At 69.1% G+C, this 23,541-nt stretch carries 24 protein-coding genes and 1 pseudogene; 12 read left to right on the top strand and 13 right to left on the bottom strand.

All coding sequences use genetic code 11. From position 1 onward, the window contains the following. The first annotated feature begins 205 nt into the window (after positions 1 to 205). From ATL45_RS32240 to ATL45_RS32225, 4 genes are read left to right on the top strand one after another with little or no spacing between them, the layout of a single operon-like run. Positions 206 to 958: a TnsA-like heteromeric transposase endonuclease subunit gene (locus tag ATL45_RS32240; RefSeq protein ID WP_211841348.1), complete on the top strand. Its 753-nt coding sequence runs from the start codon at positions 206 to 208 to the stop codon at positions 956 to 958. Further along, positions 955 to 3,057, top strand: coding sequence for a TnsB C-terminal domain-containing protein (locus tag ATL45_RS32235; RefSeq protein ID WP_211841347.1), 2,103 nt, complete (start codon positions 955 to 957; stop codon positions 3,055 to 3,057). The genes ATL45_RS32240 and ATL45_RS32235 overlap by 4 nt, the downstream gene beginning before the upstream one ends. Further along, the gene (locus ATL45_RS32230) at positions 3,054 to 4,100 is read left to right on the top strand and encodes a TniB family NTP-binding protein (RefSeq protein ID WP_093147209.1); all 1,047 of its coding nucleotides are present in this window, start codon (positions 3,054 to 3,056) and stop codon (positions 4,098 to 4,100) included. Before ATL45_RS32235 ends, ATL45_RS32230 begins: the two co-directional genes overlap by 4 nt. Continuing rightward, positions 4,097 to 5,065 carry a TniQ family protein gene (locus ATL45_RS32225; RefSeq protein ID WP_093145967.1) on the top strand — a complete coding sequence of 323 codons (969 nt, stop codon included), beginning with the start codon at positions 4,097 to 4,099 and terminating at the stop codon, positions 5,063 to 5,065. Before ATL45_RS32230 ends, ATL45_RS32225 begins: the two co-directional genes overlap by 4 nt. Before the next feature lie 328 nt (positions 5,066 to 5,393). On the opposite strand, the gene ATL45_RS32220 is transcribed toward ATL45_RS32225, so the two are convergent. From ATL45_RS32220 to ATL45_RS32185, 8 genes and pseudogenes are all read right to left on the bottom strand, one after another. Then, a complete protein-coding gene (locus tag ATL45_RS32220; protein WP_211841346.1) occupies positions 5,394 to 5,606 on the bottom strand; it encodes a hypothetical protein in 213 nt (70 codons plus the stop codon). A 293-nt stretch (positions 5,607 to 5,899) separates the two neighbouring features. Next, a complete protein-coding gene (locus ATL45_RS32210) occupies positions 5,900 to 6,196 on the bottom strand; it encodes a DUF1330 domain-containing protein (protein WP_093145968.1) in 297 nt (98 codons plus the stop codon). Between the two features lie 33 nt (positions 6,197 to 6,229). After that, on the bottom strand, positions 6,230 to 7,633 hold the full coding sequence (locus ATL45_RS32205) for an MFS transporter (protein ID WP_246025678.1): 1,404 nt from the start codon (positions 7,631 to 7,633) through the stop codon (positions 6,230 to 6,232). A gap of 26 nt (positions 7,634 to 7,659) precedes the next feature. After that, entirely contained in the window at positions 7,660 to 8,118 is a 459-nt protein-coding gene (locus ATL45_RS32200; protein ID WP_246025677.1) for a MarR family winged helix-turn-helix transcriptional regulator, read from the bottom strand. Between the two features lie 24 nt (positions 8,119 to 8,142). Then, complete coding sequence (locus tag ATL45_RS39840) at positions 8,143 to 8,313, bottom strand: hypothetical protein (RefSeq protein ID WP_246025676.1); 171 nt, start codon at positions 8,311 to 8,313, stop codon at positions 8,143 to 8,145. Positions 8,314 to 8,549: 236 nt separating this feature from the next. Then, a pseudogene (locus ATL45_RS40300) lies at positions 8,550 to 8,900 on the bottom strand (DUF4158 domain-containing protein); the annotation flags it as partial. Between the two features lie 136 nt (positions 8,901 to 9,036). Continuing rightward, positions 9,037 to 9,927: an NmrA family NAD(P)-binding protein gene (locus ATL45_RS32190; protein ID WP_093145972.1), complete on the bottom strand. Its 891-nt coding sequence runs from the start codon at positions 9,925 to 9,927 to the stop codon at positions 9,037 to 9,039. A 161-nt stretch (positions 9,928 to 10,088) separates the two neighbouring features. Next, positions 10,089 to 10,964, bottom strand: a complete 876-nt coding sequence (locus tag ATL45_RS32185; RefSeq protein WP_093145973.1) for a helix-turn-helix transcriptional regulator — start codon at positions 10,962 to 10,964, stop codon at positions 10,089 to 10,091. A gap of 160 nt (positions 10,965 to 11,124) precedes the next feature. On the opposite strand from ATL45_RS32185, the gene ATL45_RS40075 reads away from it, so the two are divergent. From ATL45_RS40075 to ATL45_RS32170, 3 genes are all read left to right on the top strand, one after another. Continuing rightward, positions 11,125 to 11,250 carry a hypothetical protein gene (locus ATL45_RS40075; RefSeq protein WP_256258129.1) on the top strand — a complete coding sequence of 42 codons (126 nt, stop codon included), beginning with the start codon at positions 11,125 to 11,127 and terminating at the stop codon, positions 11,248 to 11,250. Between the two features lie 49 nt (positions 11,251 to 11,299). Beyond that, complete coding sequence (locus ATL45_RS32175; RefSeq protein ID WP_093145974.1) at positions 11,300 to 12,217, top strand: aminoglycoside phosphotransferase family protein; 918 nt, start codon at positions 11,300 to 11,302, stop codon at positions 12,215 to 12,217. Positions 12,218 to 12,322: 105 nt separating this feature from the next. After that, the gene (locus ATL45_RS32170) at positions 12,323 to 13,510 is read left to right on the top strand and encodes a tyrosine-type recombinase/integrase (RefSeq protein ID WP_093147210.1); all 1,188 of its coding nucleotides are present in this window, start codon (positions 12,323 to 12,325) and stop codon (positions 13,508 to 13,510) included. Positions 13,511 to 13,516: 6 nt separating this feature from the next. Here the strand turns inward: ATL45_RS32170 and ATL45_RS32165 are convergent, their stop codons facing one another. The 4 genes from ATL45_RS32165 to ATL45_RS32150 form a co-directional block, all read right to left on the bottom strand. Next, complete coding sequence (locus ATL45_RS32165; protein ID WP_093145975.1) at positions 13,517 to 14,422, bottom strand: helix-turn-helix transcriptional regulator; 906 nt, start codon at positions 14,420 to 14,422, stop codon at positions 13,517 to 13,519. A gap of 147 nt (positions 14,423 to 14,569) precedes the next feature. Further along, positions 14,570 to 15,808, bottom strand: coding sequence for a cytochrome P450 (locus ATL45_RS32160; protein WP_143121525.1), 1,239 nt, complete (start codon positions 15,806 to 15,808; stop codon positions 14,570 to 14,572). 67 nt (positions 15,809 to 15,875) lie between these two features. Further along, positions 15,876 to 17,078, bottom strand: coding sequence for a cytochrome P450 (locus ATL45_RS32155; RefSeq protein ID WP_121505431.1), 1,203 nt, complete (start codon positions 17,076 to 17,078; stop codon positions 15,876 to 15,878). Between the two features lie 29 nt (positions 17,079 to 17,107). Then, positions 17,108 to 17,881: a tRNA-dependent cyclodipeptide synthase gene (locus ATL45_RS32150; protein ID WP_093145978.1), complete on the bottom strand. Its 774-nt coding sequence runs from the start codon at positions 17,879 to 17,881 to the stop codon at positions 17,108 to 17,110. A 410-nt stretch (positions 17,882 to 18,291) separates the two neighbouring features. Between ATL45_RS32150 and ATL45_RS32145 the strand changes: the two genes are divergently transcribed. From ATL45_RS32145 to ATL45_RS32135, 3 genes are all read left to right on the top strand, one after another. Continuing rightward, complete coding sequence (locus tag ATL45_RS32145) at positions 18,292 to 18,699, top strand: RidA family protein (RefSeq protein ID WP_093145979.1); 408 nt, start codon at positions 18,292 to 18,294, stop codon at positions 18,697 to 18,699. Between the two features lie 112 nt (positions 18,700 to 18,811). Beyond that, positions 18,812 to 19,714 carry an MBL fold metallo-hydrolase gene (locus tag ATL45_RS32140; protein ID WP_093145980.1) on the top strand — a complete coding sequence of 301 codons (903 nt, stop codon included), beginning with the start codon at positions 18,812 to 18,814 and terminating at the stop codon, positions 19,712 to 19,714. A gap of 14 nt (positions 19,715 to 19,728) precedes the next feature. Next, the gene (locus tag ATL45_RS32135) at positions 19,729 to 21,165 is read left to right on the top strand and encodes a carboxylesterase/lipase family protein (RefSeq protein WP_093145981.1); all 1,437 of its coding nucleotides are present in this window, start codon (positions 19,729 to 19,731) and stop codon (positions 21,163 to 21,165) included. Between the two features lie 63 nt (positions 21,166 to 21,228). Here the strand turns inward: ATL45_RS32135 and ATL45_RS32130 are convergent, their stop codons facing one another. Beyond that, positions 21,229 to 22,206: an esterase/lipase family protein gene (locus ATL45_RS32130; RefSeq protein WP_093145982.1), complete on the bottom strand. Its 978-nt coding sequence runs from the start codon at positions 22,204 to 22,206 to the stop codon at positions 21,229 to 21,231. A gap of 274 nt (positions 22,207 to 22,480) precedes the next feature. Here ATL45_RS32130 and ATL45_RS32125 point away from each other — a divergent pair, with 274 nt between their 5' ends. Beyond that, positions 22,481 to 22,882 (top strand): SgcJ/EcaC family oxidoreductase, encoded by a 402-nt coding sequence (locus tag ATL45_RS32125; protein ID WP_093145983.1) that lies wholly within the window; start codon positions 22,481 to 22,483, stop codon positions 22,880 to 22,882. A 25-nt stretch (positions 22,883 to 22,907) separates the two neighbouring features. Further along, positions 22,908 to 23,531, top strand: a complete 624-nt coding sequence (locus tag ATL45_RS32120) for a TetR/AcrR family transcriptional regulator (RefSeq protein WP_246025675.1) — start codon at positions 22,908 to 22,910, stop codon at positions 23,529 to 23,531. Positions 23,532 to 23,541: the final 10 nt, after the last annotated feature.

Below are 23,541 nucleotides of genomic sequence, written 5' to 3'. Positions count from 1 at the left end.
AATAAGGAGGATTATGGATATAAAGTCAGACGTGCCACCGAGCCGACGGAACGCGGCGCTGTTGTCCTGTCTCAGTGGAGGTGGCGAACGAAACGAGAGGTGGCGAACTGGATGGGGTGATCTGGCGAGCGTCTCAGTGGATCTGGCGAACGGGTCTGGCATGATCGTCTACCGATAGTGATTGCATGAGCACTGGGAGTGTTGGTTGGCTGCGGTTGTGCGTGGCGTCGCCGGTGGTCGACGGGAAGCCGCGACTGGGTTTGAGGTGGCTTTTCTGGATCCGGAAGAGGGCGAGGTGCGTCGCCGGCTGGAGGAGGTGACGCAAGTGGCTTTCGAGGAGGCTTCGCCGGTGCGGGCTTTCCCGTCGTATCGGGGACAACGCAGCTCGCCGGGCTTTTACTACGCCGCCACCATGCAGGCGCACGTCGGGTTCGAGTCGTGGCTGGAAAGGGACGAGGTGATGGCGCTGGACTTCGACCCGGACGTGATCGGGTTCGCTGCCCAGCCGTTCTGGCTGTTCTGGCCGGATACGAACCGGGTTCGCTCGCACGCACCGGACTTCTTTGTTCGTCACCGTGACGGAACTGGCGTGATAGTTGACTGCCGCCCGCAGGAGCGAATCAAGCCCCGGGATGAGGCTGCGTTCGCCGCGACCAAGCGTGCATGCGCCGAGGTGGGCTGGCAGTTTCGTCTCGTGCACGGCCATGACCCGATGTGGCGGGCAAACGTGCGGTGGCTGGCTGGGTATCGCCACCTGCGGTTTCGGATCGAGCCAGTCTCCTCGCGCTTGCTGGAGGCGTTCGCGCAGCCACGACCCCTGATCGACGGTGTGCAGTCGGTGGGGGAGCCAATCGCGGTGTTGCCCGCGCTGTATCACCTGCTGTGGTCGCGGGAGCTGCGGACCGATCTCGGTTCCCGGTTGGAGGCGTCGTCTCTGGTGGCAAGGAGCCGTCCATGATCCGGATGCTCCGAGTCGGCGATCGGGTCGTCTTCGATGAGGTCGAGCACCTGGTTGCGGCAGTGACCGGCTCGTGGGTGCGGCTGGTCGCACCAGATGGCGTGCCCTCGGCGGTGTTGTTGGCGCATCTAGTGGATTCGCCTGGCTTCGCCATCGTTGGCCATGACGATACGACCGATGCTCGGCCTGGTGGTCTGGTCGCGCAGGGGTTGGAGGACCTTTCGCAGGAAGCGGCGGATCGCGCCCGCGAGTGGGAACGCCACGTCATCGAGGTTGAAACCGGACTTCCTCCGGGTTCACCACCTGATGCGACACCGCGCCCGGAGTACGACCCGGCGGTGCATGACCTGGGCGAACGCGATGCCGCCAAGGCTCGCGAGCTCACCGCGACGGGAAAACGGACCAGCGTGCGGACCATTCAGCGGATGAGGCAACGCTATCGGGCCGAAGGGCTACGCGGACTGGTCGACAGCCGGTCGAGCCGGACTGCCTCTATCGATGGGCGAGCGGATGTCCGAGTGGTGGAGGCGATCCGGGAGGCATTGGCGGAGGAAACATCACGGTCGACTGGAACGCGGGATCGGTTGCGACGCCGGGTCGAAGAGATCGTTGCCGGACGGCACGGCGACGGCGTGGTGTCGATGCCGTCGCGGGCGACGTTTTACCGGCTCGTGGGCCGGTTGTCGCAGGGACAACACACCTTCGGGCCCGCGACCACGCGACGTTCGCTGGCGAACCGCCCGGAGGGAGCGTTCACCGCGACCTGGGCGGCCCGACCAGGCGAGCAGGTGCAGATCGACACCACCACGCTGGATGTGATGGCGGCCTTCGACGACGGCCATGCCCGGCGAGTCGAGCTGACGGCGGCGATCGATGTCGCCACTCGGACGATCTGCGCCGCGGTACTGCGGCCGACGGGCACGAAAGCCGTTGACGCGTCGCTGTTGTTGGCCCGGATGCTGGTCCCGGAGCCAATGCGGCCAGGCTGGGTGGAGTCGCTCCGGATGTCGGCCTCCCGGCTGCCACACCGGCAGCTGGCCGATATCGACGAGCGGATGGAACAGGCCGCGGCCAAGCCGGTGGTGGTGCCGGAGACGATCGTGTGTGATCGCGGCCGGGTCTACCTGTCGGAGACGTTTCTGCGGGCCTGCGAATCACTGGGGATCTCGGTGCAGCCCGCGCATCCCAGAACTCCGACAGACAAGGGCATCATCGAGCGGACCTTCGGTTCCCTCAACACCCTGTTCTGCCAGCACGTCGCCGGTTACACCGGCCGTGACGTCGCCCACCGAGGGCAGGCGGTGGAGGCCGAGGCAGTGTGGTCGATGGAGCAGCTGCAGGACCTACTGGACGAGTGGATCATCGTCGGCTGGCAGCAACGACCTCATGAGGGCCTGCGCAGCCCGGACACCAATCGGGTGCTGTCACCGAACGAGATGTATGCGGTGCTGGTCAGCGCGGCCGGATATCTGCCGGTCATGCTCACCGGCGAGGACTACATCGAGCTGCTGCCCTCGACCTGGCGGACGATCAACGACTACGGAATCCGCATCGACCGCCGCACCTACGACACCGCCGCACTGAATCCCTACCGCCGCCAGCATTCCGGCGTCACCGCCCAAAATGGAGCCTGGGAAGCCCGCTACGACCCCTACGATCTAAGTCAGATCTGGGTCCGCAACCACCATCACGGCGGCTGGATCCGGGCCGAATGGACGCACCTGCCGATGGTCTCCGCCCCGTTCGCGGACTTCACCTGGCGACACGCCCGCCAACTCGCTGCCGAGAATGCTCAGGATGGTGAGGCCACGGAGGCCGCCACTGCACGGGTTCTGGGTGATCTGCTCCGGCGCGCGGGCCAAGGGCCGGGCAGCACGACGCCCGATCACCTCAGCGATGCCGATCGTCGCGTCGCCACCCGCAACCAGGCTGTCAACAGCAATCGTCGGCCGCTTGCCGAACCCATTGCGGCGCAGCCGGTTCCGGCCGATGACGATGAGGATTTCGATGCGCACGAAATTACTGACGGCGACGACGGAGCCACGGTGATCCCCTTCGGGGTCTTCGATGCCCGAGCCGAAGCACGGAGGTGGCCGTGACCGAGAAATTCGACCCGCCACCCGACGAACCGCTGACCACCAAGGAAGGCTGGTCGAGGTGGGTTCAGCGCGACCTCAACCCACCCGAGCTCATCTGGAACCTGGACCAGCTTTCGCTGGAGGAGAAGGCAACTTACGACGAGGTGCGGCTGGACTATCACAGCGATCTCATCGTGGTGAACACCCCGACGATCCAGGAGATCATCAAGACCATCCGGCGACTGCTGGTGCTTAACCGCCGGCAGGTTTCCGCCCGCCGAGGGCTGATCGTCACCGGCCCGGCCGGAACGGGCAAGACCACCGCGATCACGCAGCTCGGCCGGGCCCACGAACTGGGCGTTCGGCTGCGGAACCCGATCAAGGGGCCTCGGATCCCGGTCGTCTATGTCACCGTTCCTCCCGCAGCAACGCCCCGAATGGTCGCCGTCGAGTTTGCGCGCTTCCTCGGTCTGCCTTTCGGCCCTCGTCACAACATCACTGACGTCACCAACGCGGTCTGCGCGGTGCTTTGCGACGTCGGCTGCGAGCTGGTGCTCATTGACGAGATCCACAACATCTCGCTGACCACGAGGTCGGGGGCTGAAGTCTCCGACCAGCTCAAGTACTTCTCCGAACGACTCCCCGCCACCTTCGTTTATGCCGGAATCGACGTCGAGCGGGTCGGCCTCTTCTCCGGCACACGGGGCAAGCAGATCGCCAGCCGATTCGCCACCATTGCCACCCGCCCGTTCGCCTACGGCAGCAAGACGCAGCGGGACAACTGGCGAGCGCTGGTCGCCACCCTCGAAAGCGCCCTTCGCTTGCAACACCACAAGACGGACACCCTCACTCGGCACAGCGAGTACCTCTACCAGCGCACCCACGGCATGCTCGGCAGCCTGTCCCACTTGATCAGGGGCGCCGCCATCGACACGATCCTCGACGGCACCGAGAAGATCACCAAAGCACACCTGGAGGCGATCCGACTCGACCACGCCGCGGAGACCACGCCAGCAGCCACATCTGCGGCAGCAACGAAACAGTCGAAGACCGGGGTCGCATGATGCCGAACGCCAACACGCCGCTGCGGCGTCTCCCGCTCCCGGTTCCTCCGGTCGCGAACGAATCCGCGACGTCCTATCTCCGTCGGCTCGCTGCGGTCAATCACGTCCACATCGACGACCTCGAGGACATGATCACGATCGGAAAGAAGAACCCCTTGGCCAGCCGCAAGCGACCAGTGGACCCTGCCCGGCTTGGCCTCATCACCGGATACAGCCCGGGCCGTCTCGCTGAAGCGCTACCAGACCTAGCGGAACGAAACACGCGGATAATGCGCCGGTTGCCGCGGCCTCGACCGGCCTGTCCGAGTTGCGTTCGCCGTCATCGAGGTGGGCCTGTCGAGATCTATCTACCCGACCACCGACACGTCTGCATCCGCCACAACATCTGGCTCGGTTCGCTGGGACCCGCCAATGATGCCTGGCCAGATTCTCGAGATCCGGTTGACGTCAACCCACTACCGACTGTTCGGGCTGCGCAGCGGTGTCACCAGCGGCTTGTCCGACGCTACGGCGAGAAAGCAGCCGAATACGCTGTCCGCACCGCACGCGAAGTCTGGGACCGGGCCAACCAGACCCACTTCCTCGGGCGACACGAATGGAAGCTGCTTGAGATCTTCCGCCCCGGAGCACGCGAAGTCAGCACCCGCGACCCGCTGGCCCACGCCATCCGCTACCCCAGCATCGTGACCATCGCCGGAGTCCTTGCCTCACCTCACTGGCAACAAAAAGCGTCGTTCTGGGACACCAAGCAGCAGGCTTTCGACGAGATCGGTCGGCGCATCGGTCAGCGCGACTACGGCTGGCACCCTTGGAAGCGTCATCCACTGACCTACTGGGCTGAAGAGCTCGAACACGAACGAACACGCGCCGGATGGGAAACGGACAGGTATCGGTTCTTCGGCGAAACCCGCCGACAAACATCGACTTGGCTCTGGACGACCACCCCGGAGAGATCCACACCTTGAATGGACCAAGGATGAAGCAGTACGACATTCCACACTCGCCAGATCCAGTGAGACGACCCAACGATTCTCGTCTCAATCAAACTGGCGAACAGCAGGTCAGGGAGTCCGATGAATGCCAGATACAGCGAGACAGCACAGCTGTCACCCCTGACCCAGTGCCGTCGGCTGCGAGGGGTGCCCGTTCTGGCTGGACTAGAGCCAGGGACGAGCAGGCAACCAGCCCTTTCGTTCGTCACCGTGACGAAATCGTGTGGTGTCCCTGAACTCTGATCGGGCATTGGTGAAGAGCTGATCGCCGCCATCAGACGAACCACTCGCTGCCGCGTCCTCAGCTCCGGCCGACTGGCTCGCCGTGGTCCTTCCAGGGCTGGGCGAGCGCGGCCAGCTCCAGCGCGGAGAAGAGGACGAAGCTCAGCACCACTGCGGTCATGGACGCGGCAGTGGTACTGCCCAGAACACCGGGCAGGGGTGCGGCCACGGCGCCGAGCACGAACTGGGCGCCGCCGAGCAACCCGGAAGCAGCACCCGGGGGCATCGCCACCCACGGCGGGGATGATCGTGGTTGCCGCCGGCCGCGCCCCCGTCGAGCACGGCTTCGCGCCCTGAAGACCTGGCGCATCCTCACTAAACTCCGCACGAGCCGCGCCCGCGCCACCAACCTGCTTCGCGCCCTGCTCGTCCTGACGAACCTCGAACTCGACCGCTGACAGACGATCAAGACCGAAGACAGCCGCCCACGACCAGCACGAGCACCCACGAACCCCGCCACACCAGCAGCCGCACCAGCGAAAACCAAGATGGTGGATTTTCAGTGAAGATCCGACTGGACCTCGGTCAGTCGATGCCTTCGACGATGCGGAAGTCGCGCTCGAAGCCGTCGGGGAGTTCGGCCAGCGCCTCCTGGTAGGCCGCGCTCGCGCGCGCGGCGACCGCCTGTTCGAAGCTGTCGAACTCGATCAGGACGACGCGCTCGGCGATTCCGGCTTCGTGTGCGTCGACCCGGCTGCCGATGCCGGCGAGCACCCGCCCGCCCGCGGCCGCGACGGCTAGACCTGCCAGTTCATTGTAGCGATCAAGCCTCACGGGGTCCTCGATGGCGGGGTAGGCGCTGACCCAGTAGCCCTTGGGCATGGAACCTCCAGTGTTGGGATGAGTGCATCTGACTTACGGGTTGGTCTCGGACGAGCGTCGGCGGGCGAGAGCGAGGCTTGTCAGCGTCGTGATCGCCATGGCGCCGATGCCGACCAGCGCCGCGGTGATGTAGGCGCTGTCGTCGGGGACGAGGTGGCCGGGGCCGGTGCCCGCGGCGAGGATCAGGCCGCCGATGGCGCTGCCCAGGGAGTACCCGACGCTGCGGACGACGTAGTTGAAGCTCATGGCGCTCGACGTCTCGCTCTTGGGGGTGACGGCCAGGATGACGCCGGGCATCGCGGCCGAGAAGCCGCCGACGCCGAAGCCGAGCACGCCCATCGCCGCGAACAGTTCGGCCAGGTCCGACCGGGCCGCCGCGAACAGGGCGAACCCGCCGCCGACCACGACGGCGCTGCCGGCCAGGAGCAGGGGGTCGGCGATCCGCGTCCGGACCCGTGGCGTGAGCTTGCCGGCGACGAACCCCAGCACCGAGAACGGGATGAGGACCAGCCCGGCGACGAAGGTCGTCAGCCCGAAGCCGTAGCCGGCGCCGTGCGGCGTCTGCGCGTACCGGGTGATGAGCGTGAGCAGGAGGTACATGCCGATCCCGCCGACGAACATGGCGAGGTTCGCCCCGGCGACCGCCGGGTGCCGCATCGCCCGCACATTGACCAGGGGCGTCGTGCTGCGCAACTCGATGACGGCCCAGACGCAGAGCAGCACCACCGCGACGACGGCGAGGCCCGCCGCCACGGCGAGGTGCCGACTCCACAGATTCCGTTCGCCGGCGAGGAACAGCACCAGGAGCAGCGCAGCGGTCAGGACGACCGCGCCTGCCACGTCCATGTGGGCGGAGCGGCCTTCGGGAGCTTCGGGCATGGAACGCCACGCGGTCAGGAGGGCGGCGGCGGTGACGACCAGGCCGAGGCCGTAGGCGGCCCGTACCCCGCCGAGCTCGGCGAGCAGTGCGGCCAGCGGGTAGCCGACGCCGGCCCCAATGATCGAGACCACCGAGATCAGGGCGATCACGGCCGCGCTGCGCTTCTCGGGGAGGTGGTCCCGGGCCACGCCCATCATCAGCGCCGTCAGCCCGAGCCCTACGCCCTGGGCCGCCCTGCCGACCAGCAGCCACGCGAACGGCAGCGGCAGCACGGTGAGCGCACTGCCGGCGACGACGACCGCCAACGTGGCGAGAATCGTGGCCCGCCGGTGCGGGCCGGCTCCGAGCCGGCCCAGGACCGGCGTGGCGACGGCGCCGCTGAGCAGCGCGACGGTCAGCGTCCACTGCGCGCTGCCGAGCGAGACGTGGAACGAGGTCGCCACGCTGGTGATCAGCGGCGCCCCGAGGCTGGCGACCGCCGCCACGACCAGAGCGATGAACATCAGGGCGGGGACCAGCAGCCGCGGCTCGGAACGCGCCTCCGGGAACGTTTTCACCGCGCCCCCGCGCACCGGCTGCCCGGTCACTGCTTCGGCCCTTCGCGGTCCTGGCTTTCGAGCTCTGCCAGATGCTTCAGCGCTGGAAGGGCCGCCACCAGCGCCTCGACCTCGTCGCCGGTGAGCTCGCCGATCAACCGCTCGAACGCGTGGACGCCCGCCTGGCGCCGCGTCCGGACATAGGAGGCGCCGACCTCGGTCAGGCACACCAGCGTGACCCGCTTGTCGGACGCGTCGCCCCGCCGCTCGACCAGGCCGGACTCCTCCATCACTCGGACCAGGGCGGTCATCGCGGGCTGGGTGACGCCCTCGACCGCGGCCAGATCGGTGATGCGCCGCGGGCCGGTCCGGTCCAGGGTGGCCAGGGTGGCGGCGGATGTCAGGCTCATGTCCCGGGGCAGGCGTCTCGCGGCCCTGGTGGCCAGGCTGTAGAGGGCTGCCCCGATAGCGGCGGACGCGCCAGGAGCGGTGTCTTGACGACTCATGCTCGAAGCATAGCATTCTTATATTCATAGTTTATGGAAATTGGCGCGGGCGGAGCCGTCGCCGCCGCGGAACTCCGGGGTCTTGATGACCTCGGAGGCGAACTGCCGCAGGTAGGTGAACGAGTCCTCGACAGTGTCCAGATGCCCGTGGTCCCGGTAGAAGCGGTCCTTGGGGTCGCGGCGGGCCCTCCGCATCCGGATCCAGCCCGATCTGTCCGTGCCGCAACAGCCCGCCGACCTCGGCCTCCGGCACGGACAGATCGGTGGCGACCGCCAGCCGACGCTGGATCGCCTGCGCCCCGCAGCCGACGGCCGATCCCGGCCAGCTGACGACGACGGGCCTCCGGGATCACCGACACGTCCAGGGCATCCACGCCCATGCCGCGAAGGCACGCTCCACCAAGAGCTCCCGCAGCCGCTTCCAGCCAGCACGGCCCTCGGCCTCGGCGGACGTCCAGCCGCTTCGTCGCCAGCTTCAGATGATCGGTGCGGGTCTGCGCACGAGTCCCGTAGGAGGCCAAGGCGCCGACCGGTATTCCGAGCTGCACGGCCAGCCGGGACACAGCCGCCCGCGGCGCGGCTGGAACGTCCTCGGGCACGAACCCCAACCAGGGCAACGCGCACAACTGCACGGCAAGCCCGAGCTTCGCCGGCGTGCCCCGCGCGGACCTGTTGACCCAGGCCACAGCCTCCGGGGTCAGCGCGAAGTGCTGGACCAGCTCGTCACGGCCGAACTCCACCGGCCAGGACTCCAACTTGCTGAACGCGCTGGTGCTGTTCACCACTCGCTACCTCGATGCTGGGATCGCTGGACCCCGCGACGACCTCCAGGAGGCGTCCGCCCGGTCGGGCCTCTCGGAGGCTGGCCCTGCGGGTCTGTCGGTGGAAGGTCATTTTCCAGCGTTTTCGCAGGGCTGGTCAGGAGGCGTTGAGCGCGGGCACGAATTCGGTCTCGATGAATGTCTCCAGCGATGTCGGGGTGGTCGTTTCCGGGGTTCGTGGCTGGGTCATGCGCAGGTGACCGGTGTTCATAGCGTGCGGGACTTCCGCCATCATCGCGGCGACGTTGTCCGACACGCCGGCTTCGCGCAGCTGCTCGTGGAAGGTCTCCACGGTGCAGCGTTCGTAGGTCACGGGTGCGTCGATCGCTGTTGCGATCGCCTGTGCGACCTCGTTCATGGTCACGTCTCGTTCGCCTTGCAGTTCTCGGATTCGTGTCCCGGTCTGCGGCCGTGTCAGCTCCTCGGCTGCGGCGGTGCCGACGTCGGTCGTGGTGATCAGTGGCAGTGGCACGTCGGGGTCGAACGGCGCGATGATCCGGCGGTGGGTGCGCACGGAGTCGAGGTGGTCAAGGAGGTTTTCCATGTAGTAGCCCGCGCGCAGCCACGTGATGTCCACTCCGGGAACGGTCGAGAGGCGCTTCTCGAAGCGGTGCAGACCTGCAACGGGACCGGTACCGCTGGGGTGTTGTGCTCCCCAGCTGCTCAGAGCAACGACACGGCGCACGCCGGATTGGGTGAGTGCGTCGGTGAGCGCGGCTGCCGCCTGGTCTTGGAAGGCGGCGAAGTCGGGGTGGTCGGGGATGTAGTTGGGTTGGATGACCAAGTAGGCGGTATCGGCCTCTCGGAGGGCGGTGGTCATCGCGGTGGGGTCGGATTGGTCGGCCTGGTGGATCTGGGCTCCGCGGTCGGCGAGGTGCGCGAGGTTGCGCGGGTCGCGGCCGACTGCTCGTACGTCGTGGCCGTGTTCCAGCAGGTGCGATGCTGCGGCGCGGCCGGTGCGGCCGCTGGCTCCGGTGATGACGTGCATGCTTCTTCCTGTGTCAGTAGCGGTTTCCGGCTACGGGTGCGGAGATCTCGGCGAGATCGTCCGCGGAGAGACTGATTCCGGTGGCTGCGAGGTTGTCTTCCAGGTAGGTACGCGCTGCAGCGAACCGAGGTGCCGTCTTCCGAGAGAGGCTCGGGGAGGAGTCATGATGTGCTCTCCTCCCGGGTGGTGAACGTGGAAGCCGACAACGTGGCAAGCGATCCGAGACGCACCAGCGCTTCTTCCGTGGCGTCGTCGGTGGGGTGGTAGGCCCAGATCTGGTGACCGTCGCTGTCGGGGAGTTCCAGCACGTGCTGGTTGAACGCGAGCGCGCCGACCAGCGGGTGCCGGAACCGCTTGCGGTCAACGGCCTTCTCATACACCTCGTGCTGCGCCCAGGCGGTGCTGAACACCTCGCTGGCCACTGCGAGCTCACCCACCAGCCGCTCCAACCGGCCCGAACCCGACTCGGAACCAGCGCTGGCACGCAACGTCGCCACCATGCAGTGGGCCAGCTCGGACCAATCGACGAAGAACTCCTGCGCCCCCGGCGACAGGAACACCATCCGTGCGTAGTTCTCCCGATGCTCCAACCCCTCGTGAAGCATCTCGCCCAACGCATTGGCAGCCACGAGGTTGAGCCAGCGGTCCACCAGGATCGCGGGGACGGTCAACGAGCCGAGCAACGGACGCACCGCATCCAGCCGCCGTGGTTCGAGAACACCACCTACGTCGGCGTCGTAGTCGGCCGTGGCGAGCTCACGCAGATACCGCGACGAGGCACGGTCCAGCAACAAAGCCGCCGACAGCCCGTCCATCACCATGCGCGAAGGATGCCGCTCCCGGCCCTGCTCCAGCCGCACGTAGTAGTCCGTGCTGATCCCCGCCAGCATGGCGACCTCATCACGCCGCAGCCCCGTCACCTGCCGAGACCCGCCTGGCACGAGGCCCTGCTGCTCCGGACGCACCTGCTGACGCCGCGCCCGCAGAAACACGCCCAGCGGGCTCTCCAGCGCCTTCGCCTCCCATGATGAGTCCATGAACCCACCGTAGGCAGCTCACCCGGATCCTGGGGTAGGAGCACAACACCCACCCCACCAACCCCAACAACGAGGACAGAACATCCACTCGGCCAGGTCCGAAGCGAATATCCGGGGTGAAGAACAGGTGGGCCGAAGCGATCGCCACTGCAGCTTGTCGATGGGTCAACGGCGGCTGTCGCCCGAGGCTCAGCAGGCGCGCGGTGCCGGCGTCCCAGCAGACGGCCTCCAGCACGACGTCGTCGCGCGGCTGGCCGCGGCGGCGGGTCTCCAGCTGAGCCGGTGATCACCGGCTGCGGTCGGCAGCCGATCGCGGCCCTAGTACGTTGCTGCGCATGACCCACACCAAGATCGAGATCACCGCGGAGCTGATCCGCGACCTGCTGCGCGAACAGCACCCCGATCTCGCCGATCTGCCGGTGGAGCTCGGTGCGCGCGGCTGGGACAACCAGCTGTGGCGGCTCGGCGACGATCTCGCGGTCCGGCTGCCGTGGGCCACGGAGTCCGCCGATGTCCTGCTGCGCAAGGAACACACCTGGGTGCCCGCACTCGCCCCGCACCTGCCGCTGCCGGTGCCCGTCCCGCAGCGGCTGGGGGAGCCCTCCGAACTGTTCCCCCGGCCCTGGATCGTCACCACCTGGGTGCCGGGCGAGCCTGCCGACCGGGCTCCGGTCACCCGCACCGAGGACGCCGCCGAAGGCCTGGCCGCTTTCCTGACGGCACTGCACCGCACCGCTCCCGACGAGGCTCCCACCGGCCGCGGCCGCGGCGGCCCGCTGGCCGAAGCGTCCGGGTGGGTCGCCGAACAACTCGCCTCGGCCACCGAACTCGGCCTGGTCCCCGATCCGGACGCGGTCCGCGCGGTGTGGGAGGACGCCCTGGCCGCACCGGTCTGGACAGGACCGGCCCGGTGGCTCCACGGCGACCTGCACCCGGCCAACGTCCTCACCGACAGCGGCACCATCTGCGGGGTGATCGACTTCGGTGATCTCTGCGCCGGCGACCCGGCCCACGACCTGGCCGCCGCGTGGATCCTGCTGCCCGACGGCGGCGCCGAGCACTTCCACCGCGCCTACCGGCCCGCCGCGGACGCCGCGATGCTGCGCCGTGCCCGCGGCTGGGCGGTGATCACCGCCCTGATGCTCATGCACGTCGGGGACGCCGGTGTGCACGGCCGTCCCGGTGGAAAAGCGACCTGGGGGCCACCCGCCCACGACGCGCTGCGACGTCTCATCGCGACAGCCGACCGCTGATTCCCGGTCCAGCACTGCCGGAACCGGGCGCATCAGGCCCCCGCTGCCGGTTGGACCCGGCGGTGCCCGATCATGAACCCGCCGCGAATGCCCGAGGAGGTGCCCGTGACCAAGGCGATTGCCCCGCTGGAGGAGGAGCTGCGCAAGAGCGGCCAGGAGCGGTTCGCGGAGTTCCTGCGCATCTACGCATCGCTGAACACGCGCCTGGCCTATGCCACCGACCTCGGGATCCCGCTGGACTGGGTCCCCGGTTACCGGCCTCCGGATCCCACCCGGCGCCGGGGGCGCGCCCGCCGAAGCCAGCCCACGGGCCTGGAATGGCTGCCGTGGTGCCTGCGCAACGGGTTCACCTCCTTTGCCGAGGTCCGCGTCGAGCACGTCGAGCGCTGGCTCGGCGAACTGGCCGCCGCAGGCTACCGCGACGCCACCCGGGCCCGGATGCTCTCAGCGGTGTCGGCCTTCTACCGCAAGTACCTCCTGCGGGAAGGCCTCGCCGAGCACAACCCGGTGGCCCTGGTCGACCGCTCCGCCCAGCACCTCAACCGCCCCGCCGGAACCCCGTCGAGCACCGTGCTGTGGTCCTTCGAAGCCTGCCGCGCGCTGCTGCTGGCCGCCTACCTGCTCGTCGACCGCCACCGCCACGGACTCCGCGACCGCGCGATGGTCGAGATCCTCATCGGCACCGGGGTGCGCGCGGAAGAACTGGTGGGCATCGACATCGCCGACTACCACCGGCCGGAACCCGGCGGGCCGGCCGCCCAGCGGGTGCACGGCAAAGGGGCCAAGGACCGGCGCGTGGCGCTGGCACCGCCGGTCGCCGACGCCGTCGAGGCCTACCTCGCCGAGCGCCGGCCCGCCACGGTGCCCGCCCGCACCGGACAGGTCGGCACCCGGCCCCGCGAACCGCTGTTCATCACCCGCACCGGAGCCCGGGTGCACGTCTCCCACGTCCAGGCGGTGCTGCGACGGCTGTGCGCCACGTTCGCCCCGCCCGCCGACGCCCCACCGCCCCGGGCGCGCTGGCTGCGGGACCTGCTGGCCACCGAACAGGCGGCGTTCATCGCGCTGCACCTCGAACCGCTGCGCGAGACGATCCACCCGCATTCGGCCCGGCACTCCTACGCCACCCACGCCAAGAACCGGGGCGCGGAAGCCCGCCAGGTCCAGCGCGACCTGGGCCACGCCTCGTTGACCACCACGGAGGGCTACCTGCACGACGCGGAGAACCTCGCCCTCTCCGCCGCCCACGACCTCTCCCCGGCACTGCACCGCGGCTGGCTCGCCGCGCCGTAGGCACGGTCAGGAGGTCAGGTTCCGCGCCCGGTCGCGCGTCTGCTGGAGCTCGTCGGTACCGGTGGACTTCGCGGTCAGCTGGGCCAGCAGATCCAGGGTGTCGGCGGAGGTGGAGCCCTGCTCGGCCGTGACCACGACGATGGACTGGTCCGGAGCGCGGGGGATCTGGAGGCTCTGCTGGGTGATGGTGAGTTCGCCGACCAGCGGGTGGCGCAGCCGGAAGGCGTCGCCCTGGCAGGGTTTGACCCGGTGATCGCCCCACATCGCGACGAACTCCGGGCACTTCACCGACAGCTCGCCGACCAGCGACGCCAGCAGTGCGTCGTCCGGGTGGCGGCCCGCCGCGAGCCGGAGGCTGGCCACCAGGCCGCGTGCCTTGTGCTCCCAGTCCACGTAGAGGTCGCGGGTGTGCGGGTCCAGGAACAGCATCCGGACCAGGTTCGGTCGCTCGCCAGGACACTCCGGTGCCGCGGGGTCGATGTGCCCGGCCAGCAGAGCATGTCCCTGGGGTGTCCACGCCAGCACGTCCGTGCGCCTGCCGACGAGCAGCGCGGGCATGTCCTTCAACGACTGCAACAGCTCACGGGTGAGCCCGTCGACGCGCTCTGCCGGTGGGCGCTTCTGCCGGCGAGGGCGCTGCGCTGCCAGTTCCCGCAGGTGCGCGCGTTCGTGATCGTCCAGGCGCAGTGCCCTGGCCAGTGCGTCGAGCACACCGTCGGAGGCGTTGACCGACTGGTGCTGCTCCAGCCGCGTGTAGTAGGAGACGCTGACTCCGGCCAACTGCGCGAGTTCCTCGCGGCGCAGCCCGGCGACCCGGCGGTGTCCGGGCGGGGTGATCAGCCCGACGTCCTCGGGCCGCAGCCGCGCCCGCCGTGCTCGCAGGAACTCGCCGAGGTGCCCAGAACCGCTCATGCCTCCACTATGCCGTGTCCGCCTGCGGTGAGCCTGACACTGCCAGTGGCAGGCAACCGTGCGGTCGGCTTCAGGCAGTGGGTGCCGGCCTCGCGGCGGGAACACCGGAATCACGTCGATCAGTCGCGTCACGGGCGGAAGGGCCGGTCACCAGCTGACGGGGAGCTGCTGCACTCCGTAGATCACCTTGCTGGTGCGGAAGGAGAGCTCGTCGGGAGCTGCGGCCAGGTGCAGGGAGGGGAACCGGCGCAGCAGCGCGGTGTAAGCGATGCGCATCTCGGCGCGGGCCAGGTGCTGGCCCAGGCAGATGTGGATGCCGTGGCCGAAGGAGAGATGCCCGGTTGCCGAACGGGTCACATCAAGTCGGTCGGGGTCGGCGAAGTGCGCTGGATCCCGGTTGGCCGTGGAGGGCAGGACGGTCACGGCATCACCCGCCTTGATCAGGTGCCCGGCCAGTTCGACGTCCTCGCGGGCTGCGCGGAACAGACCGAACTGGAAGATCGTGATGTAGCGGAGCAGCTCTTCGGTGGCCTTGTCGGCCAGCGAAGGATACGCGCGCAGCGCCGCGAGTTGTTCCGGGTTGACCAGCAGCGCGAGCGTGCCGAGCGCGAGCATGTTCGCCGTGGTCGTGTACCCGTTCTCCAACAGGAGCCAGCAGAGCCCGACCAGTTCGTCGTCGTCGACTTCGCCCGTGGCGATGAGATCGCTGAGCACGTCGTCACCGGGATCACGGCGCTTGCGCAGGACGAGATCGCGCAGGAAGTCGGGCACCGCCTGCATGACAGCGGCGATGTCGTCGAAGGTGACGTCCGTTGCGATCATCGTCTCCACGTGCCGGTGGAAGACGCCCCAGTCGGACTCGGGGGCACCGACGATGTGCCGGATCACCTCGGACGGGATCGGCATCGCGAAAGTGCTGACGAGATCGACGGGCGGGCCCTGCCGCTGCATCTGGTCCAGCCGCTCTCCGGTGACCTGCTCGATCTTCGCCTGGAGCTGGTGCATCCTGCGGGTGGTGAACTTCCCGACGAGCAGCCGGCGGTAGCGCGTGTGCTCGGGAGGGTCCATCGCCTGGAAGATGCCCGGATGCAGCGCGTCCGGTTGCTGCGCCGCCGGGTCGGTGCCCGGTCCTGGAACCGGGAAGCGGAACCGGTGCATCTCGGAGCTGAAGCGGTGATCGGTCAGCACGGCGCGTGCGGCCGAGTACCCGGTCACCAGCCAGCCCACGTGGCCGTCCGGGTACACCATGCGATGGACGGGCTGCCGGTCGCGTGACCGTGCGAACTCGGTGGGCAGGCCGAATGCGTCGCCGCGGGGGACGGGCAGGCCGTCGAGCACGGTGGCAGCGCGGCCTGCTCCGCGCGACGCCTCGTTGTCTGGTGGCACTGCGGGGATTCCTTGAGACGTGTACACGGGCGTTCAACTCGTTTCCATCCGCTGCGCGGTCGCGCAGCTACCAGCTCACGGGAAGGGCGTGGGGTGTTCGGATGACCTGGCCGGTGCGCCAGGTGAGCGTGTCGACGGGGGCGACGAGGTGGAGGGCGGGAAAGTGGCGCAGCAGGGCGCGCAGCGCGGTTTCGATCTGCATGCGGGCCAGGTGGTGGCCGGGGCAGCGGTGCGGGCCGTGCCCGAAGCCGAGGTGGTCGACGGGCTTGCGGTGGATGTCGAGCCGATCGGGATCGGGGTAGGCGCGGGGATCGTGGTTGGCGGCTTCGTAGGAGAAGGCGACGCACTGCCCGCGGGTGAGGTCGAGTCCGGCGATGTGCGCGTCCGCGGTGACCAGCCGGGGAGCACCGCCGGTGGCCAGCGGGGTGTAGCGCAGCAGTTCGTCGACTGCCTGGGGGATCAGGTCGGGCTGATCGAGCAGTTCGTTCCAGGTCTTCGGGTGCCGCAGCAGGGTCAGGCAGGCGTTGGTGAGGAACCCGACGGTGCTCTCGTAACCGGCGGCCCACAGCATCCCCGCGATCTCTGCCAGGTGGTGCGCGGAGAGCGGCTCGGGAGCGGCGTGGTGGATGCGGGCCATGAGGTGGTCCCCGGTCAGGTGGGCGGGGTCGGCGTACCAGTCGGTGAGCAGCCGGTGGTAGTCGAGCCAGGCGGTTTCGATCTCCTCGCGGGTGTGCCCGACACCGGTGAGCCCGATGCGGACGTCGGCCTGGAGTCGGTGGCGCAGCTCCGCGCTGAGGTCGCCCAGCAGTGTCCGGCCGACCATCCGGAACGGCAGCGGCACGGCGATCTCGGCGTAGAAGTCGATGGGCCCACCAGTGCGGGCGATCTTGGCCAGGAGGTCCTCGGCGGCTGCGGCGGCCGCAGGTTGCAGGCTTGCGGCGGTGTGCGGGCTCAAGGCCTGCCGGAACACCCGTCGGAGCGCGGGATGGTCCAGCACCGGGGTGGCATCGCCTCGAGTGCCCGGCGGCCGGAATCGCACCGGTTCCTGACGCGGGGCGTCGTCGGCGCCGGCTGCGCGCAAGCTCATCCGGGGGTCGCTCAGGCACGCGCGAGCGACGGCGGCTTGGGTGACCAGCCAGATGGTGTCCCCGTTGTGGGTGCGGACCCGGTAGCCGGGTTCGTCGGTGTCGCGCAGCCGGGCCACCCAGGGCGAGAGCTGGTGGTCCCAGCGCTCGAACGGCCACACCGGGATGTCGTCGATGGCGAACATTCCGCTCCTTTCGCGGCTGGGCACCTCGGTCACGCGGTGCTGGCTCGTCTGGGCTGCGGCACGTTGCCGGCCACTGCGTGCGGTCTGATCAGCGCACATCCCTGTTCGGGTGCGGGGCTCAGCCCGCCCCGGGCGGACATCACTTCGCGGATGAACGCAGCGGGCCGGTGGTAGAAGCTCACCGACGAGGGCACGCCCAAGATGCTGGGCGTGTCCACGATGAACGGCAGCTCGGCCACGACGTACTGGGCACCCTTCTCGATCTGCTCGTCGGTGAACGACGTGCCGGGCTTCCGGCTCGCCAGCACGGTGCGGCTGGTCTGCAGGCACGCTTCGCGCAGTGGTGATGCTTGGGTGACCGCGTCCTCGGCCTGGCGCAGCAGGGTCTGGTACCGGGGGCGGTCGGTGAAGTCCGAAAGCCGGTGCCACCGTTCCGGGGCGGCCGCCAGCCCGGCCTGGCTCCACGCCCGCACCACGCGGTTGTGGACCCGGTTGCACTCCTCCCGGCTGCGCTGGTGGGCTCGTTTCGCCTCGTGCTCCAGCGCCAGCTGCGTGTGCACCAGCGCTGTGTCCGGGATGACCACGTCCACCGCGGCGAACCGCCGGTGCGCCCAGGCGAACAGCCGCGCGAGCAGCTCGACGCTGAAGTAGCTGTTGCCCGGGCTCACGCCCACCAGCAGGTGCTCGCCCCGCGCGCATACCCGGCGGCAGTTCTCGGTGTAGGGCTCGATCGTGAAGTCGTCTTCGACGCAGGTCGTGGCATCGCCCTCCAGCTGGGCAGCAGTGGTAGGCGTGGGTGGCATCGAACGGTTCCCTCCTGTTCCGGCGAATCTTGAACCGTGGCCCAACCTCACACGCGGTGCGTGCCTGCGCGCGTCGGGCCACCTGGCCGTGTTCCACCGGGAAAATCACCTGGTCGGGCTGTTCCGGCCCTGGCGGCGCGTTGCGCTCGACCTCCGGTGTCCATTGTGGATCGGTCCGGTCGCGGAGGGCGTGATCCTGCGGTGGCGAGCATGTTCCGACCGCAGTGGTCACCGGATCGGGGCGAGGCGGGCAGATGATCGTCAGCCCGTGCCGCGCGAATCCGCCGCGCTCGCTGACCTGCTGGGTCACCGCGGGGTTCCCCGGTTACGGGAAAGTGCGTTCTTCCCGTTCGGAGCACGCCCTCCTACGGTTTCCGGGTAACCACCAGTGAGCACGGAGGAAGATCAGCATGTCCATCACCATGGTCAACCCCAACGGGCTCCCGGAGGTCGACGCCTACAAGCAGGTGTCGGTCGCGACGGGATCGAAGCTGGTCTTCATCGCCGGGCAGGTCGCCTGGGACACCGATGGCGTCACCGTCGGCGAGGGCGATCTGGCCGCGCAGGTCGAGCAGTGCTACCTCAACGTCGCCACCGCCCTGGCCGGAGTCGGCGCGTCCTTCCACGACGTGGCCAAGCTGACCGTGCACGTCGTGGACTGGGCTCCGGAGAAGATGCCCCAGTTCCTCGACGGTGTTTCGCGGGCCGCCGCGAAGCTGGGCATCACCCCGGTCCCGCCTGGCACACTGCTCGGCGCAGCAGCCCTGGATGTTCCCGAGCACCTCGTCGAAGTCGAAGCGATCGCGGTCCTCGACTGAAAGCCCCGGCCGTGCCTGCCACTGGCAGTGGTACGCACGGCCGGGGCTGGTTCACCGGTGGCAGTGGCCCGCAGGCTGGTGAGGTCCTTCCCCGAGAGCTTTCGGAGCAGCCATGCGAGAAATCGTGCTGGGCGATGTCACCGTCACCCGGATCGTCGAGTACTACGGGTCGGTCGGGATGTCGCCCGCCCAGTTCTTCCCCGACCTGCCCGCGCAGAGCTGGCAGGACCACGAGTCGTGGCTGGCACCGGACTTCGTCGATCCCGCCGCCGATGCGTGCGTGTGCGCCATCCAGACCTGGCTGCTGCGCAGCGAGGGCAAGACGATCCTGGTCGACACCGGCGTCGGCAACCACAAGGAACGCCCCAACGCACCCGTCTGGCACCGCCTCGACACCGACTTCCTCGGCGGCCTGGCCCGCGCCGGCGTGCGGCCCGAGGACGTCGACCTGGTGATCAACACCCACCTGCACGTCGACCACGTCGGCTGGAACACCCGGCTGCAGGACGGCGACTGGGTGCCGACCTTCCCCAACGCGACCTACCTGGTGCCGCGCGCGGACTTCGACTTCTGGAACCCCGCCGACGGCCACGACCCGGCCCTGGGCGGCGGCAACGAGAACGTCTTCGCCGACAGCGTCGCCCCGGTGCACCAAGCCGGTCAAACCCTGCTGTGGGAGGACGAGCACGTCATCGACGGCAACCTGCGGCTGATCCCCGCACCGGGGCACACCCCCGGATCGGCCGTGCTGAGCCTGGATTCGGGCACCGACCGGGCGCTGTTCGTCGGGGACCTGATGCACACCGCCGCGCAGATCGTCGAACCCGACGCCAACAGCTGCTTCTGCGAGGACCCGGCCGCGGCCAGGGCCACCCGCCGCAGGCTTCTGGAGCAGGCCGCCGACACCAACAGCCTGGTGGTGCCCGCGCACCTCGGCGGGCACGGCGCGGCCGAAGTGGCGCGCGACGGCGAGAAGTTCGCCGTCAAGGCCTGGGCACCGTTCGACCGGATCTGACAGGAGAACCACCCGTGTCCGAGTCCATCGTGACCACCACCGCCGGAGCGCTCCGCGGCAGCACCGGTGACGGTGTGCGGCGATTCCTCAACATCCCCTACGCCAGCCCGCCCGGCCGGTTCGCCGCTCCGGCCCCGCACCCGGGCTGGACGGAGATCCGCGACGCCACCCGGCCGGGGCCGACCGCGCCGCAACCGAACCGGGGCGGGTTCGCGGCGCTGGACATGTCACCGTTCTTCGGACCCGGGTGGGTCCGCGGTGAGGAGTTCCTCACCGCCAACGTCTGGGCCCCGCAAGATGCCCGGCACCGGCCGGTGATGGTGTTCGTGCACGGCGGCGGATTCGTCTCCGGCTCGACCCGCTCACCGCTCTACGACGGCACCGCCTTCGCCCGCGACGACGTGGTGCTGGTGACGCTCAACTACCGGCTGGGCATCACCGGTTTCCTCGACGTGCCCGGCGCTCCGCGCAACCGCGGCCTGCTCGATGTCATCGCCGCCTTGCGGTGGGTGCGCGACAACATCGAAGCCTTCGGCGGCGATCCCGGCAACGTCACGCTGTTCGGCCAGTCCGCGGGTGCCACGCTGGTCGCCGCACTGCTGGCCGAACCCGCGGCGAGCGGGCTGTTCCGCCGCGCGATCGTGCAGAGCGGCAACGGCCTCGGCGCGTTCTCACCGGAGCAGGCAGCGGTGGTGACACGCGCTGCGGCATACGTGCTCGGCGTCGAACCGAACCTGGCCGGGTTCGATTCCGTGCCGGACGAACGGCTGGTGGAGATCATGCCCGGGCTCACCGGCCTGGATCTGCAGACCGCGGAGGAGTTCGACCCGCTCGTCGGCCTGACCCCGTTCGACGTGGTTCTGGAGCGCCAGCCCGCCGACAGCGACCTGGCCGAGGTGGACCTGCTCGTGGGCTCCAACGCCGAGGAGGGCAACCTCTACCTCGCGCCGCAGGGCACCCTCGTGACCTCGACCGCCGATGACGTCCGCGAACTCGCCGCCCGTGTGCACCGCAACCCCGAGGCGCTGATCGCCGCCTACCGCGCGCAGCGGCCAGGCGCTGGTGACGGTGAGCTGCGGTCGGCGATCCTCGGCGATGCCATGTTCACCGCGGGAGGGCGCAGGCTGGCAGAAGCCCACGGCAACGCGCACGTCTACGAGTTCGCCTGGCGATCGTCTGCTGTGGACGGCCAGCTCGGCGCGGCGCACTCGGTCGAGCTCCCGTTCGTCTTCGACCTGCTCGACCTGCCGGTGTTGCGCGGCCCGCAGGCCCTGCTCGGTCGGGATGAGCCGCCGGCGGACTTGGCGAAGGAGATGCACGGGGCGTGGGTCTCCTTCGCGACCACCGGTGATCCCGGCTGGCCCCGGTTCGGCGAGCAAGGCCGGATCCGGCGTTTCGACGCGGTTTCGGAGACCACCACAGCGCGTGATCTGTCCATGTGGCGATCCTGATCGACTTCGTCACGGTGACGAAACGGTCGGTGGCGCGGGAACTTCCGCGCCACCGACCGGGGTTCACCGGGGGAGATCGTCGCCCTTGTAGGTGGCGGCCTTGAAGGCGACCTTCAGCGGTGACCAGCCATTCTCGGTGGTGTAAGGACCACCGTCGGCGCCGTGGTGCCAGTACCGCAGGCAGAAGCCGCCCGCGCCCTTGAGCTGGCGGAGGTTGCCGTGGCTGACGTTCGGGTCCGAGCAGCCGGCGGTGATGTTCTCGTCGTAGCCGTACTTCTGGTGCGCGAAGTAGCCCTTGTCGATGCCCGAGTAGTACGAGACCGTCTCGTCCTCGATCGAGCCCACGAGGCTCCAGTCGATCCCGGCGGCCCACGGATCGTCCAGCCCGCGGTCGTCGCGGCCCGGCGCGGACTCGTGCAGCTTCTCGATGAACCCGGAACCGCCCTCGTCCTTCGGGGTCATCTGGTTCCACTGCCGGGTGCACTTGTCGTTCGGGTCCGCATCGGGGTCGCCGCACCCGTTGATCAGACCCTGGTGCGGGGTGCCGAGCGTGACGATGTCCTCCACCGCCACCTTCGGCGGGAAACCGCTCCAGCCCTCGCGCGTGCCCAGCACCGCGACGCGGGTGATCAGGCCGCCCATCGAGTGCGCGACGATGTCCACCTCCTCGCCCTTGCTGGTGTACTTCTCGTAGATGTGGTTGGCGAAGTCCTTGGCGATGTCCTGGATGGGGCGCTCGCGAGTGGCCTTGCCGTCGCCGATCACGTCGTCGCAGTACTCCGCATCGCCCGCGTAGTAGCCGATCGTGCGCATGGTGGAGCGGTCCCGGCCGCCTGATTCCTGGTAGTAGGCCAGGGCTTCGTCCCAGGTCGAGACGTTGCACTTGGTGGGCGGATCCGGGTTGTAGCCGTGCACCAGCAGCATCGTCTTCGGTTTCGCCGCCGGAGCCGGCTCTGCCGCCTGGACCGCCGCCGGTGCGCTGAGGGCGAGCCCCGCGGCGGCGATCGCGGCGGCCACTGCGTGCCATCGTCTGTTGATCATCGAGCGCTCCCGTCAGTCGGTTCCGGCGCGGGACCAGGCGCCGGCAGCTCTCGGCCGGGGCCCACCTGGTGCCGGTCCGCCGACCCTAGGCACCCGACCCGGGCATTCGTGGATCAACACGGGGGTTTCGCTCCTCGCGGAGCAGCCGGTTGATCTGATCGGACGAGCTCGCCGGCGGGGGAGTGCGGATCACCGCTTGACGGCGACCCGCCACCCCAATAGCGTGAACGCACGTTCATGAACAGTCGTTCACAACGGTGGGATGGTGGCTCGCATGACCCGGGACGCGGACAGGGCGGCATTGGACCAGCTCGAGCAGCAGCAGGTGCTGGCGTGGGGTGTGGACGGGACGGCCTTCGCCGCGACCTTCACCGAGGACGCCGACTTCGTCGATGTGATGGGCGGCCACCTGCGCGGACGCACCGCCATCGCCGAGAGCCTGCAGCAGGGCTTCGACACCTTCATGGCCGGCACCCGGATGTCGGCGCCTCGGGAGCGCAGCGTGCAGTTCATCTCCGACGACCTGGCCGTGATCATCAACAGCGGCAACTGCGTCCTGCAGCCCGGCGCGCAGGAATGCCGCACCGAGGACCTCTCCATCCAGACCAAAGTCGCCGTCCGGCAGGATGGGCGGTGGTTGTTCCGGACCTTCCAGAACACCCGGATCCGCACGTGAGAACCACTCCGCGAGGGGAGAGCAGGTGCCGCGCACCGCAGCCGCGCTCCGGGACAGCAGCAGTCCCGATCTGCGCGATCACCTGATCGGCGTCGCCGAGCGGCTCATCGCCCAGCGCCGCACCGACAAGCTGACCGTGCGCGCCATCGCGCGGGAGGCTCAGGTCGCCGACGGAGTGCTCTACAACTACTTCGCTGACAAGGAAGAACTGCTCGCGCACGCGCTGCTGGCGCACATCGAAGCGGCCGAGCGGGATCTGCCGGAGCCGCCGCGGCCCGGCGAAGGCGTGCTGGAGGCCAGCCTCGCCGGCTACCTGCGGCACATCCTCGACCTGCACGAGCGGATCCTGCCCGCGTTCGCCGGTCTGCTGGGCCAGCCCAAGGTGCTGGCCCGGTTCAACGGCTGGCCCCGGTCGAAAAAGGGCGACGACCTGCGCCAGACCCTGACCGCCTATCTCGACGCCGAACAGCAGCACGGCCGCATCCGCGCCGGAGCCGACACCCGCGCGGCAGCGACGCTGCTCGTCGGCGCCTGCTACGACGTCGTGCTGCCCCGCCTGCTGCAGCCCGACGTCGACGAACCTCTCGAGGTGGCCGCGGAATTCCTGGACAGCCTCGTCGCGACGATCCTCGGCGGCATCCGTGCCTGAAACCGGGCTG

The sequence above is a fragment of the Saccharopolyspora antimicrobica genome (assembly GCF_003635025.1).
GTDB lineage: Bacteria > Actinomycetota > Actinomycetes > Mycobacteriales > Pseudonocardiaceae > Saccharopolyspora > Saccharopolyspora antimicrobica.
The sequence above is the reverse complement of the archived record's forward strand: the minus strand, read 5'-3'. Positions and strand labels throughout refer to the sequence as shown.